This is a genomic window from Pseudomonas sp. T1.Ur (assembly GCF_023516725.1).
Classification (GTDB): Bacteria; Pseudomonadota; Gammaproteobacteria; order Pseudomonadales; family Pseudomonadaceae; genus Aquipseudomonas; species Aquipseudomonas alvandae.
In genome coordinates, this window is the sequence record NZ_JAMGSN010000001.1 from 662,964 (window position 1) to 677,423 (window position 14,460).

At 60.9% G+C, this 14,460-nt stretch carries 18 protein-coding genes; 14 read left to right on the forward strand and 4 right to left on the reverse strand.

Features of this window, described 5'->3' with window-relative positions; genetic code table 11:
* The first annotated feature begins 96 nt into the window (after nt 1–96).
* The 9 genes from M8Q45_RS03075 (at nt 97) to recX (ending at nt 7,067) form a co-directional block, all read left to right on the forward strand.
* On the forward strand, nt 97–2,154 hold the full coding sequence (locus M8Q45_RS03075; protein ID WP_249873521.1) for a phage tail tape measure protein: 2,058 nt from the start codon (nt 97–99) through the stop codon (nt 2,152–2,154).
* A complete protein-coding gene (locus M8Q45_RS03080) occupies nt 2,154–2,537 on the forward strand; it encodes a phage tail protein (protein WP_249873522.1) in 384 nt (127 codons plus the stop codon). The genes M8Q45_RS03075 and M8Q45_RS03080 overlap by 1 nt, the downstream gene beginning before the upstream one ends.
* Nucleotides 2,530–2,742, forward strand: coding sequence for a tail protein X (locus M8Q45_RS03085; RefSeq protein WP_249873523.1), 213 nt, complete (start codon nt 2,530–2,532; stop codon nt 2,740–2,742). Before M8Q45_RS03080 ends, M8Q45_RS03085 begins: the two co-directional genes overlap by 8 nt.
* Nucleotides 2,743–2,751: 9 nt before the next feature.
* Nucleotides 2,752–3,768: a contractile injection system protein, VgrG/Pvc8 family gene (locus M8Q45_RS03090; protein ID WP_249873524.1), complete on the forward strand. Its 1,017-nt coding sequence runs from the start codon at nt 2,752–2,754 to the stop codon at nt 3,766–3,768.
* Nucleotides 3,769–3,801: 33 nt separating this feature from the next.
* A complete protein-coding gene (locus M8Q45_RS03095; RefSeq protein WP_249873525.1) occupies nt 3,802–4,365 on the forward strand; it encodes a glycoside hydrolase family 19 protein in 564 nt (187 codons plus the stop codon).
* A complete protein-coding gene (locus M8Q45_RS03100) occupies nt 4,347–4,883 on the forward strand; it encodes a lysis system i-spanin subunit Rz (RefSeq protein ID WP_249873526.1) in 537 nt (178 codons plus the stop codon). Before M8Q45_RS03095 ends, M8Q45_RS03100 begins: the two co-directional genes overlap by 19 nt.
* Before the next feature lie 71 nt (nt 4,884–4,954).
* Nucleotides 4,955–5,455, forward strand: coding sequence for a CinA family protein (locus M8Q45_RS03105; protein WP_249873527.1), 501 nt, complete (start codon nt 4,955–4,957; stop codon nt 5,453–5,455).
* 83 nt (nt 5,456–5,538) lie between these two features.
* Nucleotides 5,539–6,591: a recombinase RecA gene (gene recA, locus M8Q45_RS03110; RefSeq protein WP_003198351.1), complete on the forward strand. Its 1,053-nt coding sequence runs from the start codon at nt 5,539–5,541 to the stop codon at nt 6,589–6,591.
* Nucleotides 6,592–6,599: 8 nt separating this feature from the next.
* Nucleotides 6,600–7,067: a recombination regulator RecX gene (recX, locus tag M8Q45_RS03115; RefSeq protein WP_249873528.1), complete on the forward strand. Its 468-nt coding sequence runs from the start codon at nt 6,600–6,602 to the stop codon at nt 7,065–7,067.
* 48 nt (nt 7,068–7,115) lie between these two features.
* Here recX and M8Q45_RS03120 read toward each other — a convergent pair whose 3' ends face one another.
* Nucleotides 7,116–8,234, reverse strand: a complete 1,119-nt coding sequence (locus M8Q45_RS03120) for an LOG family protein (protein ID WP_249873529.1) — start codon at nt 8,232–8,234, stop codon at nt 7,116–7,118.
* Between the two features lie 468 nt (nt 8,235–8,702).
* Here M8Q45_RS03120 and M8Q45_RS03125 point away from each other — a divergent pair, with 468 nt between their 5' ends.
* Complete coding sequence (locus M8Q45_RS03125) at nt 8,703–8,897, forward strand: hypothetical protein (RefSeq protein WP_030139438.1); 195 nt, start codon at nt 8,703–8,705, stop codon at nt 8,895–8,897.
* On the opposite strand, the gene M8Q45_RS03130 is transcribed toward M8Q45_RS03125, so the two are convergent.
* A complete protein-coding gene (locus M8Q45_RS03130) occupies nt 8,898–9,320 on the reverse strand; it encodes a quorum-sensing-regulated virulence factor family protein (RefSeq protein WP_030139437.1) in 423 nt (140 codons plus the stop codon).
* A 183-nt stretch (nt 9,321–9,503) separates the two neighbouring features.
* On the opposite strand from M8Q45_RS03130, the gene M8Q45_RS03135 reads away from it, so the two are divergent.
* From M8Q45_RS03135 to M8Q45_RS03145, 3 genes are all read left to right on the forward strand, one after another.
* Nucleotides 9,504–10,247, forward strand: a complete 744-nt coding sequence (locus M8Q45_RS03135; RefSeq protein WP_249873530.1) for a tRNA-uridine aminocarboxypropyltransferase — start codon at nt 9,504–9,506, stop codon at nt 10,245–10,247.
* 214 nt (nt 10,248–10,461) lie between these two features.
* Nucleotides 10,462–11,115: a response regulator transcription factor ErdR gene (erdR, locus tag M8Q45_RS03140; protein WP_181289262.1), complete on the forward strand. Its 654-nt coding sequence runs from the start codon at nt 10,462–10,464 to the stop codon at nt 11,113–11,115.
* Between the two features lie 70 nt (nt 11,116–11,185).
* The gene (locus M8Q45_RS03145) at nt 11,186–11,548 is read left to right on the forward strand and encodes a diacylglycerol kinase (protein ID WP_030139434.1); all 363 of its coding nucleotides are present in this window, start codon (nt 11,186–11,188) and stop codon (nt 11,546–11,548) included.
* Nucleotides 11,549–11,552: 4 nt separating this feature from the next.
* Here M8Q45_RS03145 and M8Q45_RS03150 read toward each other — a convergent pair whose 3' ends face one another.
* Nucleotides 11,553–12,479: a LysR family transcriptional regulator gene (locus M8Q45_RS03150; protein WP_039594356.1), complete on the reverse strand. Its 927-nt coding sequence runs from the start codon at nt 12,477–12,479 to the stop codon at nt 11,553–11,555.
* A 122-nt stretch (nt 12,480–12,601) separates the two neighbouring features.
* Here M8Q45_RS03150 and fpr point away from each other — a divergent pair, with 122 nt between their 5' ends.
* Nucleotides 12,602–13,381 carry a ferredoxin-NADP reductase gene (gene fpr, locus M8Q45_RS03155; RefSeq protein WP_003198368.1) on the forward strand — a complete coding sequence of 260 codons (780 nt, stop codon included), beginning with the start codon at nt 12,602–12,604 and terminating at the stop codon, nt 13,379–13,381.
* A gap of 199 nt (nt 13,382–13,580) precedes the next feature.
* On the opposite strand, the gene tsaA is transcribed toward fpr, so the two are convergent.
* Entirely contained in the window at nt 13,581–14,279 is a 699-nt protein-coding gene (gene tsaA, locus M8Q45_RS03160; protein WP_249877259.1) for a tRNA (N6-threonylcarbamoyladenosine(37)-N6)-methyltransferase TrmO, read from the reverse strand.
* Between the last annotated feature and the right edge of the window lie 181 nt (nt 14,280–14,460).

The window sequence follows — 14,460 nt, forward strand, 5'->3', positions numbered from 1 at the left end:
AGTGAGGCGGAAATCCTGGAATGGGACGCCGGCAAGGCCTTGCGCCGATACGACATCGCGATCACTCGCCTTGGCGTGAAAAAGGAGTAGAGCGGAATGGCGGACGATAGATATTCCCTCAGATACGCAGCCTTCAATGACAGCGGGGTGGCGGCCCCGAATGCCAACCCCGCGAGCCGTGTGGTCATCTCCGCTGGGGATCGGCTGCCAGGACTCAACCTTGTCCTGGAAAACCTCGGGCTCAAGCTCGGCCGACTGACCACGGCAATCGAATCGCTGACCATCAAGCTTTCGGCGCAACGATTGTTTTCCCAAGCAATGGGAGCTGGCGCCAAGGGCGAGGCGGCCAATGAACCGAAGGGCAAGCCGGCCGGCGGCATCGAGCCACCGGAACTGCTGAAACCCGCGATGGCGATGGACTCGGCCATGGCCGACCTGAAGCAGGCCGCCCAATTCAGCCCTCGCCAGATTGCCGAGATGGCTGAGCCCACCCAGCGTATCGCCAGCGCGCCGTTGGTGGCGGCCGGCGGGACCACGGCGGTTGATGTCGTGAGGATGGAAAGCCTGGCTGCCCGTGCGGGAATTGGCAGTGACCTGCCCAATGTTGCGGACCGGCAATTGGCATTGTTGCGCTTCGCCAGCGATGCAGGCGTCGCCGCATCGACGTTCAAGATGCCGGCCATGGAAGCCGCCGAGATGCTACTTGGCTGGCGTACTTCCATGAAGCTCAGCGCCGAGAAAACCTTTGACCTGGCGGACGCAACCAACCACTTGGGCAAGCTCTCCGGCGGTGCGAAAGCCAGCGAGATCGGCACGGTTTTGCAGCGTGACGGCGCGGCCGCGACCTCGGCAGGTTTGCAACCAGCGCAAGCCGCAGCGTTGACGGCGGCCTTGCTCAACACGGGCTCGCAACAAGCCGAAGCCGGCGCCGCGCTGGATAGTTTCGCGACGGCATTGGGCAAGGGCAATCAGGCCTCCGCGACCGAGCAAGCAGCATGGAAGCAGTTGGGGCTGGACCCCAAGGAAGTGGCGAGTGGGCTGCGTGACAAGGACGCTGCGCCCGGTACGGTGATGTCGGTATTGGCGGCCTTGAATGCGCAGCCCGTCGACCAGCGCCCGAACCTTGCCGCTTCGCTGTTCGGAGTGGGCGACCAAGCGGTGCTGCGCATGGCGCAGAAGCTTGATGATGTGAATGCAGCGTTCTGGCAGGTGAAAGACCCGGCCCGATACGCCACGTCGCAATTGGGTAACAAGGGCTCGGTGAGGCAGGACGCGCTGGCGTTGTCGAACACCCAGCAAGGTCGATGGAATGTCTTCAATGCCAGCAATGAGCGTGTGTCGGTGGCCGCTGGCAACGCCGTGGCGCCCGTCGTGGACAGCTCGCTGCAATGGTTGGGTTCGCTGAACAACGGCATGAGCGAGATGGCCGAAACCTCACCTAAAGCCACTGCCGCGATTGTACTGGTGGGAGCGGCGCTCAAACCGCTGGTGGGGGCGCTGCTCAAGGCCCTCACGGATGAATTAACCAGTCGAGCGGCCAAGCGAATATTGGAGCCGGCGAGCGCTGCGAAAGCCGCGATTGGCGTGAGCGCTGGCCGCTCTCTGCTCGGCGCGACCAGTTCATTGCGTACGGTGACTCGTTTCATGCCGAAGGCGATGGTTTTAGGGGCCGCCCCTGAGGTCGTCGGGGGCGCGATCGATGGCGACGCCCGAATGATTGGCGAGGGACTGGGTGCCGCAGGCGGCGGCTGGGCGGGTGCGTCGGCAGGCGCCACGGCGGGTGCGACGATGGGTAGCTTTTTCGGGCCGGGCATCGGCACTGCCATTGGTGGGGCGCTCGGCGCGCTTGTTGGCGGCTTGGCGGGTAGTTGGATGGGCGGGGAGGCGGGGGCCTGGCTGGGTGACAAGCTCGCTACGCCCGCTGACAAGCTCGCCGCCCCGGAGCAGGTCAGCAAAGACTTGACCGGCACCCAGGCGAGCAGTCAACAAAACACCCTGACCGCGAACATCTACATCAACGGCCAGGACCAGGCCAGCGCGAGCCAATTGGCGAACCTGGTCGTGCAGCAGCTCTCGGGCCAATTCGGCTTGATGACCATGCCCAACTCACTCGCCATGCGCAGTGACGCGGCCCTGACTGACGGAGGTACGTGATGCGTCAACAAATGGCACTCGGCAGTTTCATCTTTGGCCTGTCGAGAAATTTTGCGTACCACCAACTGGTGCACACCTCGGACGGTGGCTGGAAAAACATCGACATCCTCACCAGCAAGCCCAAGTCCAGCCAGGTCGGCCAAGGCCTGCAAGGGCTGACGATCACCGGCAAATCGATGTACGCGACTGCCATGGATCGCCTCGATGAATTACGGGCGCTGCAAGCCCTGCGCATCCCTTTGCCGTTGGTCGATGGCATCGGCCGCAACTGGGGCCTGTGGCGGATCGATGAGGTCACGGAAACCCAGACCCAGATCATTGATGACGGTACGGCGATGGTGGTCGGCTGGGTGGTTAATTTGACGGAGTTCGCCAATGCGTAGGGTTCGAAGTATCGCCGGTGACTCGGTGAATCTGTTGCTGTACCGCGAGCTCGGGCGGTGTGACGACGCGGTTGAAGAAGCGCTCTGGCTGCTCAATCCGGGATTGGCGGAATGGGGCCCGGTATTGCCGGCGGGCGTATGGGTGGTTCTGCCGGAAGTGGACCTCAAGCAGGTGGCATCGCCACCGGTTTCGGCCTGGGATTAAGGAGGCGACATGTCATTGGGTTTCACGCCTGCAATCGAGATCTATGGCGCCAACGCCGCGCTGCTCAACGAGCGTCTGCTCAAGTGGGAGCATATCGACGCGGCGGGTATCGAGTCCGATCAGTTGACGCTCACCCTCAGCCTGGAAGGGGTCGAAGGGTTGCCCAGCCTGGGTGGGAAAATCGGCCTGCGGGTCGGTTACCTGGAATCGGGCCTGGTGGACAAAGGTGAGTTTGTCATCACCCGGCGCACGCCGTTCCTGTTTCCGCTGCAACTGGTGCTGGTGGCCATGGCGGCGCCGTTCAGCGCGGCGGACCAGACGGGCTTCAAGCAACGCCGATCCGTCAGCCATGGCCCGACGACCCTGGGGGCGCTGTTTCGTCAGTTGACCTCCAGGCACGGGTTTTCGCCCCGTGTGGCGCCGGAGCTTTCGCTGATTAAGATCGAGCACATTGACCAAACCAACGAAACCGACATGGGCTTCCTGACGCGTCTGGCTCATCGTTATGACGCGGTCGCCAAACCGGTCAACGAGTTGTATGTACTGGCCCGGCGCGGGCAGGCGAAGTCGCTGTCGGGCAAGGTCCTGCCCGAGACGAAACTGTCGGTAACGACCAACAATCGCCCGGGCGACCACGCCTTCATTTCGGCCAAGTTTGATGAAACCGCCCGAGCCAAGTACCAGGGCTGCAAGACCCGTTGGTGGGATGCGGCGGCCGGCAAGCTGCAGGTCGAGGAGAGCGGCATCGCGCCGTTCAAGACCCTGCGCCAGCGTTTCCAGAGCGCCGACGACGCCCGCGCAGCCGGTGAAGGCGAGGTGCGCCGGATGGAGCGCGAAGCGCTCAAGGTGAAGATCGAATGCCCTGGCAACCCGGGGTTGTCCGCCGAGGGCATCGTGCTGCTGGACCCCTCCTGGCCGGATTTCATGCGTGGTCGCTGGTCGATTGACAAGGTCACTGCCAGCGGCGAGCGAGAAAAAAGCTACCGCTGCAGCATCGACGCAACCTGCCTGGACGCCAGGGAGTGATGCCAACCGTTCCGTTGCATCAAGGAGAACGCTATGCCACTCACGCAGGCACAACTGCTGCGTATCCTTCCCAACGCCGGCATCAATGCCGGCGTTTTTGCGCCTGTGCTGAACGCTGCCATGGGCCGCTTTCACATCACCAGCTTGAAGCGCATCGCTGCTTTCGTCGCTCAGGTCGGTCATGAATCCGGCCAGCTGCGTTATGTGTGGGAGCTGGGCAACGATGCCTATCTGTCAAAATATGACGTCGGCCCATTAGCCCTGCGCCTGGGCAACTCGCCCCAGGCCGACGGCGATGGTCAGAAGTATCGCGGCCGGGGGTTGATCCAGATTACCGGCCACGACAATTACCTTCGGTGCAGCCTGGGATTGTTTGGCGATGGGCGCTTGTTGGCCTTGCCCGAACTGCTGGAGCAACCGCAATGGGCCGCGGAGTCGGCCGCGTGGTTCTGGGAGCAGAATGGCTTGAACGAACTGGCTGATCGTGACCAGTTCAACAGTATCACTCGCCGTATCAACGGCGGCTTGAACGGCTTGGCGGATCGCCTGCAACTCTGGGCCCGGGCGAAGGAGGTGTTATGCCACCCTTCGGCCTGATGCCTTTTTCCTTCCGCTCGCTTGGTGTCGTGATGTCGCTGATGCTTTTAATCGGTGGTCCGGCGATGTTGGCGTGGCGGCTTCAGGACTGGCGGTACGGCAGGCAGTTGGCGCAGTTGGCGCAGTCACACTCCGAGGCGCTGAACCAGATCACCCAGGCAGCCGCGATGCAGCAAAAGGTCGAGCAGGACAAACGTCTCGCCTTGGAACAACAACTCTCCACCAGCGAACAAACCCACTACCGAGCCCTGAGTGATGCCCAACGTGACCAGGATCGCCTGCGCGATCGCCTTGCTACTGCCGATGTCCGGCTGTCAGTCCTCCTCGACGCCGACGATGTTGCCGCCGGTTGTGCAGTGCCTGCCGCCCCCGGCACCGGCGGCTTGGATCATGGCGCCCCACGCGCCCGACTTGACCCGGCGCATGCTCGACGAATTATCGCCGTCACCGACGAGGGCGACCGTGGATTGATCGCCTTGCAGGCTTGCCAGGCCTATGTCAGGGCGCTGCGCCAGTAATCCGCCGAGCCTTGCAAGCTTCGAATGCTCGTGTACGGTAGGCGCCAATCGCGTCGAATCAGGAGAGCATCATGGACGACATTACCGAGTTGGCCGCTGAATTGGGCAGGCGCTTGCAACTGCTCAATGCCCACGTCACCACCGCCGAGTCCTGCACCGGTGGCGGGATTGCCGAGGCGATCACCCGGATACCGGGAAGCTCGGCCTGGTTCGAGGCCGGTTTCGTCACTTATTCCAATCGCCAGAAGACCCAGCAGTTGGGTGTGCCCGACGAGTTGTTCGAGAAAGTGGGCGCGGTCAGTCGCGAGGTGGTGGAGGCCATGGCTCGGGGCGCCCAGCAGAAAAGCCTGGCGCGTTTCGCCGTCGCGGTCAGCGGCGTAGCCGGGCCGGACGGGGGCTCGCCGAGCAAACCGGTGGGCACCGTGTGGCTGGCCTGGGCCGTTGGCGAGACGGTGTCCAGTGTGCAGAAGTTCTTCCCAGGCAACCGCGACGAGGTCCGCCGACAAACGGTGAAGGCCGCGCTAGACGGGCTGTTACAACATGCCGCCGGAGAAATCTCAAATCAGGGGTAGGCGATCCCCGATCGCTGTGGAATAATACTGGCTACTTATACAGGTGTTGGCCGTCAGGCCTTATTGATTACGTGAGGACTTTAATGGACGACAACAAGAAGAAAGCCTTGGCTGCGGCCTTGGGTCAGATCGAACGTCAATTCGGCAAGGGTGCCGTAATGCGTATGGGCGATCAGGACCGTCAGGCTATTCCTTCCATCTCCACCGGCTCCCTGGGCCTGGACATCGCGCTTGGCATCGGCGGCTTGCCAAAAGGCCGAATCGTTGAAATCTACGGTCCTGAATCCTCCGGTAAAACCACGCTGACCCTGTCCGTGATCGCCCAGGCTCAAAAAGCCGGCGCGACCTGCGCCTTCGTCGACGCCGAACACGCCCTGGATCCGGAATACGCCGGCAAGCTGGGCGTCAACGTCGACGACCTGCTGGTTTCCCAGCCGGACACCGGCGAACAGGCCCTGGAAATCACCGACATGCTGGTGCGTTCCAACGCGGTAGACGTGATCATCGTCGACTCCGTGGCGGCACTGGTGCCAAAAGCCGAAATCGAAGGTGAAATGGGCGACATGCACGTGGGCCTCCAGGCTCGCCTGATGTCCCAGGCGCTGCGCAAGATCACCGGTAACATCAAGAACGCCAACTGCCTGGTGATCTTCATCAACCAGATCCGCATGAAGATCGGCGTGATGTTTGGCAGCCCTGAAACCACCACCGGTGGTAACGCGCTGAAGTTCTACGCCTCGGTTCGCCTGGACATCCGCCGCACTGGCGCGGTGAAAGAAGGTGATGAGGTTGTCGGCAGCGAAACCCGCGTCAAGGTCGTGAAGAACAAGGTGGCATCGCCGTTCCGTCAGGCTGAATTCCAGATCCTGTACGGCAAGGGCATCTACCTCAATGGCGAGATGATCGACCTGGGTGTGTTGCATGGTTTCGTCGAGAAATCCGGCGCCTGGTATGCCTACAACGGCACCAAGATCGGTCAGGGCAAGGCCAACTCGGCCAAGTTCCTGGCGGATAACCCGGAAGTGGCGGCAGCCCTCGAGAAGCAATTGCGCGACAAGCTGTTGAGCCCGGTCGCCGACGTCAAATCCGTGGCCAATCGCGAGACGGCTGACGACCTGGCTGACGCTGATATCTGATCGATCCGATGACCGCTGTACTCGATACCCTCGTCGCGGTGCGGCGAACCGCAATGGACCTGCTCGCAAGGCGCGAGCATGGTCGAGTCGAGCTGACGCGTAAGCTGCGTCAGCGCGGCGCTCCCGACGAGCTGATTGATACCGCCCTTGACCGTTTGACGGAAGAAGGGCTGCTGTCGGAAGCGCGGTACCTCGAGAGCTTTGTCTCTTATCGCGCTCGCTCCGGTTACGGTCCGATGCGGATTCGCGAAGAACTTGGGCAACGTGGTCTGCAACGCCCGGATATTGAACTTGCCTTGCGCGAAAGCGGTATTGATTGGCAGGAACAGCTAACGGACACCTGGCGTCGCAAATTTTCTGGCCATTTGCCGATCGACGCACGGGAGCGAGCCAAGCAAGGGCGCTTCCTGGCGTATCGAGGATACTCCATGGAAATGATCAATCGCTTGTTCAGCGGTCGCGGTATGGATGATTGAATAAAAAACGGCCCGCTATTTCGATAGCGGGCCGTTTTTTTATGGGCCTTAAGTGACCTTGATCGGTTCCCAGGTGAGCGGGTGGGCCTTGGTGGAAGGTTGCGCCCAGTTTTCCGGCAGGTTGATGTAGTCCACCAGCGCCCTTAAACGGCCGTGATCCCGGGCATTGAACGTAAATGCCAATCGCGTCAGATGGCTGAAAGGCGCCTCCTCGGGTTCTTCGCCGCTATAGGCATGCTGATGAAAGCAGTCGTTCAGGCACAGGTCGGCAAATTCGACCTGCATCTGCTGCAACGCCTGTTCATTGAGCTTGTGGTTCATGCGAATCACAAATTGATGCTTGAGCCAGCGGCTGGAATGGAAGTTGCGGTAGAACTGGTTGATTTCCTCCACCGCCTCCTCGGCGCTGTACACCAGGCGCATCAACTTCATGTCGGTCGGCAGGATGTAGCGGTTTTCCTCCAGCTGTTCGCGGATGAAATCCAGGGCACTCTGCCAGAACTTGCCGCCGGGCGCGTCCAGGAGCACCACTGGCACTAATGGGCTTTTGCCCGTCTGCACCAGGGTCAAAACCTCTAGCGCTTCGTCCAGGGTGCCGAAACCACCCGGGCAGAGCACCAGCGCGTCGGCTTCCTTGACGAAAAAAAGCTTGCGGGTGAAGAAGAAGTGGAACGGCAGCAGGTTCTGCGTACCCTCGACGGTCGGGTTGGCGTGCTGTTCGAAGGGCAGGGTGATGTTGAATCCCAGGCTATGCTCCCGGCCCGCGCCTTCATGAGCTGCGGCCATGATGCCGCCGCCAGCGCCAGTGATGACCATCATCTCCGAGCGAGCCAGCGCCGCGCCCAGCTCTCGCGCCAGTCCATAGAGCGGATGCTCGATGGGCGTTCGGGCCGAGCCGAAGACCGTGACCTTGCGGCGGCCCTTGAACTGTTCAAGTGTGCGAAAGGCATGTTCAAGTTCGCGCAGTGCTTGCAGGGTGATCTTGGCATTCCAGCGGTTGTGATCTTCCTGGGCCATGCGCAGCACGGTCAGGATCATTTCGCGGTAGATGGGGAGGTTGGGGCTGTTGGGCGATACCAGGTTGAGTTGCTCTTCGACCTTGCGGGTGAGGTCGTGGCCATGGTTTTCAAAATGACGGCTGAGCAGATCATTCGGTTTGTACGGCATTCAGCTTCTCCTTCTGAACAGAACCCCCGGCCCTGACGAGAGATTCGTCAGGGCCGCGACACCTCCTGTGCCGTTGTCAGTCCGGGCGCGTGCCCCGGCGTTAACCTGGCTCGACGCAATTTGCAGCAAGGCGGCCAAGCGATCCAATGGGTCCTGCTGTTTCCCTTGGATGAAAAACAAGCATGCGTCACGTATTGGCGAGGGCAGCCTCTGTCTGCCCGATATCAGGTGATACGTTGAATTTAGTCCGTTGCTGATCATGGCGCTCGAATATGAACGTTTGCAACTCCTCCCAATTGTCCAGGGGGCATCAGAACTCACCTCGGACATCGTACCGCTCGTCAGATCGCCGACTGGGTACGTGCCGCTCTGATTTACTCAATAACAAGCGTGTCAAGCAATTCGACGCCCAGGGCTGGGCGTCCGCGCGATGGAGTGAGGCATTGGATGGGCAGGGAGGCGGGAGAGATGACCAGAGTGACTCTGGAACTCGACAGGCAGTTGTACCTGACGCTGTTGGAGGCGGCCCAAGCCAATCGGGTAAGCCTCGAGGAGGAGTGCTGCCGTCGATTGGAAGGCCGGGAGTGGCGCTCGCGCTATTTGCAAGCGCTGGTGGCGGAGCTGCGCGCCGACGAAGAGCAGCGGCGCGCGCGTACGGGCTGATTACTTCTTGGTCTTGGCCGCTTTCGGGCAATCCGATTCCTGGAAGCGTTCGGTGGCGACCGGGCGATTGGTCTTCACTTCAGTGAACTCGTAGCGCATGGTCGCGCCCTTGGCCATCAGCTTGCGGAAACCCGGATTGGTGCACACCGTGGAACCCAATTGGAAGTAAACCGCCTTGGGGTCTGCGCGCATTTTCTGGGCATGGCTGCTTTGCACGCTGAGGTGGTTGATCAGCTCGGTGCCTTCAACGGTATAACCCTGGTCGAGAATGTCCTCGTTGATCGCCCGCGGCGTACCGACACTGCTTTCCTTGGCGACGTTCTGCAGCATCTTGTTCAGTTCGAGTTCTTTCAGCGACGCAGCCTGAGCGCTGATGGACGTCGCCAGCAGAACGGCAACGGTAGGGACGATAAGGCGCAGCATGAAACTCTCCTGGTTCAGTGACTGGTGGTTCGACCGGCCACGTGACTGTGCGTTCAGTGGCGGCGATTATAGGGGAGCCCAGGTGGACGGTACAGGCTTGCGCGCTCTGGTAGACTGCCGGCCTTCACTGTTCTGCCGAGTCCTGTTCGTGTCGAGTTCTCCTGTCTACGGGCATTGCCCGCGATGAATCATGCCCCTAACGCCGTAGCCCGCCTGCGCGACCAGCGTGTCGATGAAGGCATCAAGCCGCTCCAGGCCCGGGGCTGGCGCGCGCCCCGCTGTGGCGCTTGCCGGGTCATCGAGAGTCATTGCCTGTGCGCCTGGCGCCCTAGCGTCGAGACCCACTCCGGGGTCTGCCTGATCATGACCAACAAGGAAGTCTTCAAGCCGAGCAACACCGGTTGGCTGATTGCCGATGTGGTGCGTGACAACCATGCGTTCATCTGGTCGCGCACCGACGTCGATGAGCAACTGCTCGCATTGCTGAACGATCCGCAATGGCAGCCATACCTGGTTTTTCCAGGTGAGTATGTCGAACCGTCGCGGGTCACCCATACGGTCGAGGTCGACCAGGGCAAGCGTCCATTGTTCATCCTGCTGGACGCCACCTGGACGGAGGCGCGGAAAATGTTCCGCAAGAGTCCTTATTTCGACCGTTTACCGATCCTGAGCCTGCTGCCGGACAAACTGTCGCGTTATCGCCTGCGGCGCTCGACGCGCAGTGAACACCTGTGCACCGCTGAAGTGGCGGCCCTGTGCCTTGAACTGGCAGGGGACAGCGACGCTGCGTCGGCGCTGGATGCCTATTTCGATGTGTTCAGCCAACATTACCTGGGCGCCAAGCGCCAACAGGAAGTGGACGTATCGACCCCGGCCCATGCCGAATTGCAGCCCTTTGTCCGTGCCGGCCAAGCGGTATTGGCCTAATAGTGGCCCATACTGGACACAGCGGCGGCCGTGCTGCTTGACCACCCCGGCTTCGCTGGGCATGCTTGGCGCCGACCAGGGTGCGGCCAGAGTTTGAAACGCTGTGATTGGCGTTGAACGTGCCCCTGTGGATGCCGCTGTCGGCGGTGTCTTGAGTTGTTTGGCGAGGCGCGAATGCATCGGGCCTGCCATTAAAAACAGGATCATTTGAAAAATGGCCACATACGAAATCCTGATTGCCGATGACCACCCGCTCTTCCGCAGCGCGTTGCATCAGGCAGTGACCCTGGGCCTCGGCTCGGACGTCCGGTTGACGGAGGTGGCCAGCATTGCGGAACTGGAAACCCGATTGGCCGAGAAGGCTGACTGGGACCTGGTGCTGCTGGACTTGAACATGCCCGGTGCCTATGGCTTTTCCGGCCTGGTGCTGTTGCGTGGGCAGTACCCACAGATTCCCGTGGTGATGGTCTCGGCGCAGGAAGAGGCCTCGGTGATGGTGAAGGCCCGGGAGTTTGGCGCCAGTGGGTTCATTCCCAAATCCAGTTCCCTGGAAATGATCCAGCACGCGGTCAAGGCCGTCCTCAATGGTGACGTATCCTGGCCGCCGCAGGCATTCGAGGCGGTCAGTGTGTCCGAGGAAGCCAAGGCTGCCAGCGAGGGATTGGCCAGCCTGACACCGCAGCAGTTCCGGGTGTTGACGATGGTCTGCGAAGGCCTTCTCAACAAACAGATCGCCTATGAATTGAACGTTTCGGAGGCCACCATCAAGGCTCACGTCACGGCGATCTTTCGTAAGCTCAACGTGCGTACGCGAACCCAGGCGGCGCTGCTGCTGCAACAACTTGAGTCAATTTCCCCGCAATCGTAGCCTGTGAATTCACGCTTTTTTGACCGCGTTTGCATTAGCTTCTCCACTCCTTTCGACCAGTTGCCATTCTATGTCTCCTTTTAAAGGCCAAACCGGCCTGAAACGCATCCTTAACGCTTCCGGCTATTCCCTGGACGGGCTGCGTGCAGCTTTTGTCGGTGAAGCCGCGTTCCGTCAACTGGTGCTGCTCAACGTTATCCTGATTCCGTTGTCGTTCTTCCTGAATGTCAGCCGCGTCGAGCAGGCATTGCTGGTCGCGGTATGCCTGCTGGCCTTGATCGTGGAGTTGCTCAACTCGGCCGTAGAGGCGGCGATCGACCGCATTTCCCTCGAGCTGCACCCGTTGTCGAAAAACGCCAAGGACATGGGCAGCGCCGCCCAGCTTGTCGCCCTGACGATGATTGCCCTGGTCTGGGGCCTCGTGCTGCTCTGATGGCTCAGGCAATGGCCGGCAGGACGATCTCGTCGCTGCGCTGCACCCCTGCGGTGAATGCCCGGCATAGATCGAGGAATTCACGCATGGCTGAAGTCTGGTATTTCTGCTTGTGCCAGATGAAGTAAAACTGCCGCGCCAGGTCCATGTCCGGCGTTTCCACGGCCACGAGGCTGCCGCGGCGGAATGCATCCCGCAGGGCCAGTCGTGAGATGCAGCCAATCCCCAGGCCGGATTCCACGGCTCGCTTGATCGCTTCGGTGTGTTCCAGCTCCAGGCGAATGTTCAACGCGCTGCGGTGGTGACGCATGGCCTGGTCGAAGGTCAGTCGGGTGCCAGAACCCTGTTCACGCAGGATCCAGGCCTCATGGGTCAATTCCTCCATCGTCGCCTGCCCACGCTTGGCCAGCGGGTGCTGGGGCGCGCAGAATACCACCAGTTCATCCTCGACCCAGCTCTGCACTTCGATGTCCGGATGACTGCAGTCGCCTTCGATTAGACCCAGATCAATTTCATAATGGGCGACCTGGTGCACGATATTGGCAGTGTTTTGCACATGCAGCTTCACCTGGCTTTCCGGATGGCGCTGCATGAAGCCACCGATCAGCAGTGTCGCCAGGTAATTGCCAATGGTCAGCGTGGCGCCGACCGCCAGCGAGCCGAAGCCGGACTTGCCGTTGAGCAGGTCTTCGATTTCCTTGGCCTGGTCGAGCAATGCCACGGCTTGGGGCAACAACTGCTTGCCCAGGGCGTTGAGGCTCAGGCGCTTGCCGGCGCGATCGAACAGTTGGCAGCTGGATTGGCGCTCCAATTCAGTAATGGAGGTGCTGGCGGCCGACTGCGACAGATTGAGCAGGCCCGCGGCACGGGACACGCTTTCCTGCTGGGCGACGGCGACGAAGACTTGAAGTTGACGTAGAGTAAATCGCATATCTATATAACCGATAACCCTTATCTTAATAATCCATTTAACAGATATTGTCGCCGCCATTAGAATGCGATGCAATTGCGCAGATTATCGGCGCAGGCATCATTTCCAGGAGTCCCCCGTACATGAGCAACATGAACCACGAGCGTGTCCTCAGTGTTCATCACTGGAACGACACTCTGTTCAGCTTCAAGTGCACCCGCGATCCGGGCCTGCGCTTCGAGAACGGTCAGTTCGTGATGATCGGCCTGCAGCAGCCCAACGGCCGCCCGCTTATGCGCGCTTATTCGATTGCCAGCCCGAACTGGGAAGAGCATCTCGAGTTCTTCAGCATCAAGGTTCCCGACGGTCCGCTGACTTCGCAGTTGCAGCACTTGAAGGAAGGCGACGAGATCATCATCAGCAAGAAGCCTACGGGTACGCTGGTGCTGGACGACCTCAAGCCTGGCAAGCATCTTTACCTGCTCAGCACCGGCACCGGCCTGGCGCCATTCATGAGCGTCATCCAGGATCCGGAAACCTACGAGCGTTTCGAGAAGGTGATCCTGTGCCACGGCGTGCGTTACGTCAATGAAGTCGCCTACCGCGAGTTCATCACCGAGCACCTGCCACAGAACGAGTTCTTCGGCGAAGCGCTGCGTGAAAAGCTGATCTACTACCCGACAGTAACCCGCGAGCCATTCGAGAACGAAGGCCGCCTGACCGACCTGATGCGCAGCGGCAAGCTGTTCCGCGACATCGGCCTGCCGCCGATCAATCCGCAGGACGACCGCGCGATGCTGTGCGGCAGCCCAAGCATGCTCGACGAGACCAGCGAAGTGCTCAACAGCTTCGGCCTGACCGTTTCGCCGCGTATGCGCGAGCCGGGTGACTACCTGATCGAGCGGGCGTTTGTAGAGAAGTAAGCTGTGTGGTGACTGATAGATCACCATCGCGAGCAAGCTCGCTCCCACAGTGGATTTGAGTGTACTCAACATTGCATTCAACCCGATCCAGTGTGGGAGCGAGCTTGCTCGCGATGGCAGCGACTCGGTCCAACTGATGCCCCACAAAAAAGCCCGCGCCGCCTGATAAAGGCGGCGCGGGCTTTTTCGTTTCCGGGTTTTATCCAGCCGCAGGAACCACTTCCAACACGCGAATCGTCCCAGGCTCCGGATAATGCCAACGCACGTCCACGTCCCAGAACTGCGCGCCATATTCCCTTTCAGCTGTAGGAACCTGGTACGCAGGGCGTGGGTCCTGGGCCAAACATTGTTCGATCAGCTCCAGCAAGGGTTCTTCCAGGCGCGTGGCATGCTCGCGCGCTTGAAGCAGGGCAGCGTCCGCCCATTGCACCGGAATCAACTCAGGCGCTGCGCTGGCGATGCTGTTGGAGGCCGAGTCGATGATGTCCGCATAGGGCACGTAGGGCTTGATGTCGAGTACCGGAGTGCCATCCAACAGATCGATGCCTGATAGCCAGAGGCGTCCGGCTTCGACCCGTTCCAGCTTTACCACTGACTGGCCGATGCCGTTGGGGCGATGGGTCGCGCGGGTGGCAAAAACCCCCATGGATTTATTGCCCCCCAGGCGTGGCGGGCGGACTTTCAACCGAGGCTTGTCTTCCAGCGCCTGGTGGAACAGGAACAGCAACCAGACATGGCTGACCTGTTCGAGGCCCTGTACCGCATCACCCTGATCGAACGGCGCCACCAGTTCCAGCACCCCCCGCGCGGCCGGGGCCAGTTGCGGTTGGCGGGGGATGGCGAATTTCTCCTTGAAGCAGGAGCGGACGAAGCCGATGGGGGAAACGCTGTAGGTCATGGGGCTGGGATCGACGCGGGATTGAATGGGCATCATAGCGCGGGCGGCGGGTCTTGCCCTTTGTGGCGCGGGCTTTTGTGGCGAGGGAGCTTGCTCCCGCTGGACTGTAGGAGCTGCCGAGCGAAGCGAGGCTGCGATCTTTTTCTGACGCTCGAATTTCAAACGAAGATCAAAAGATCGC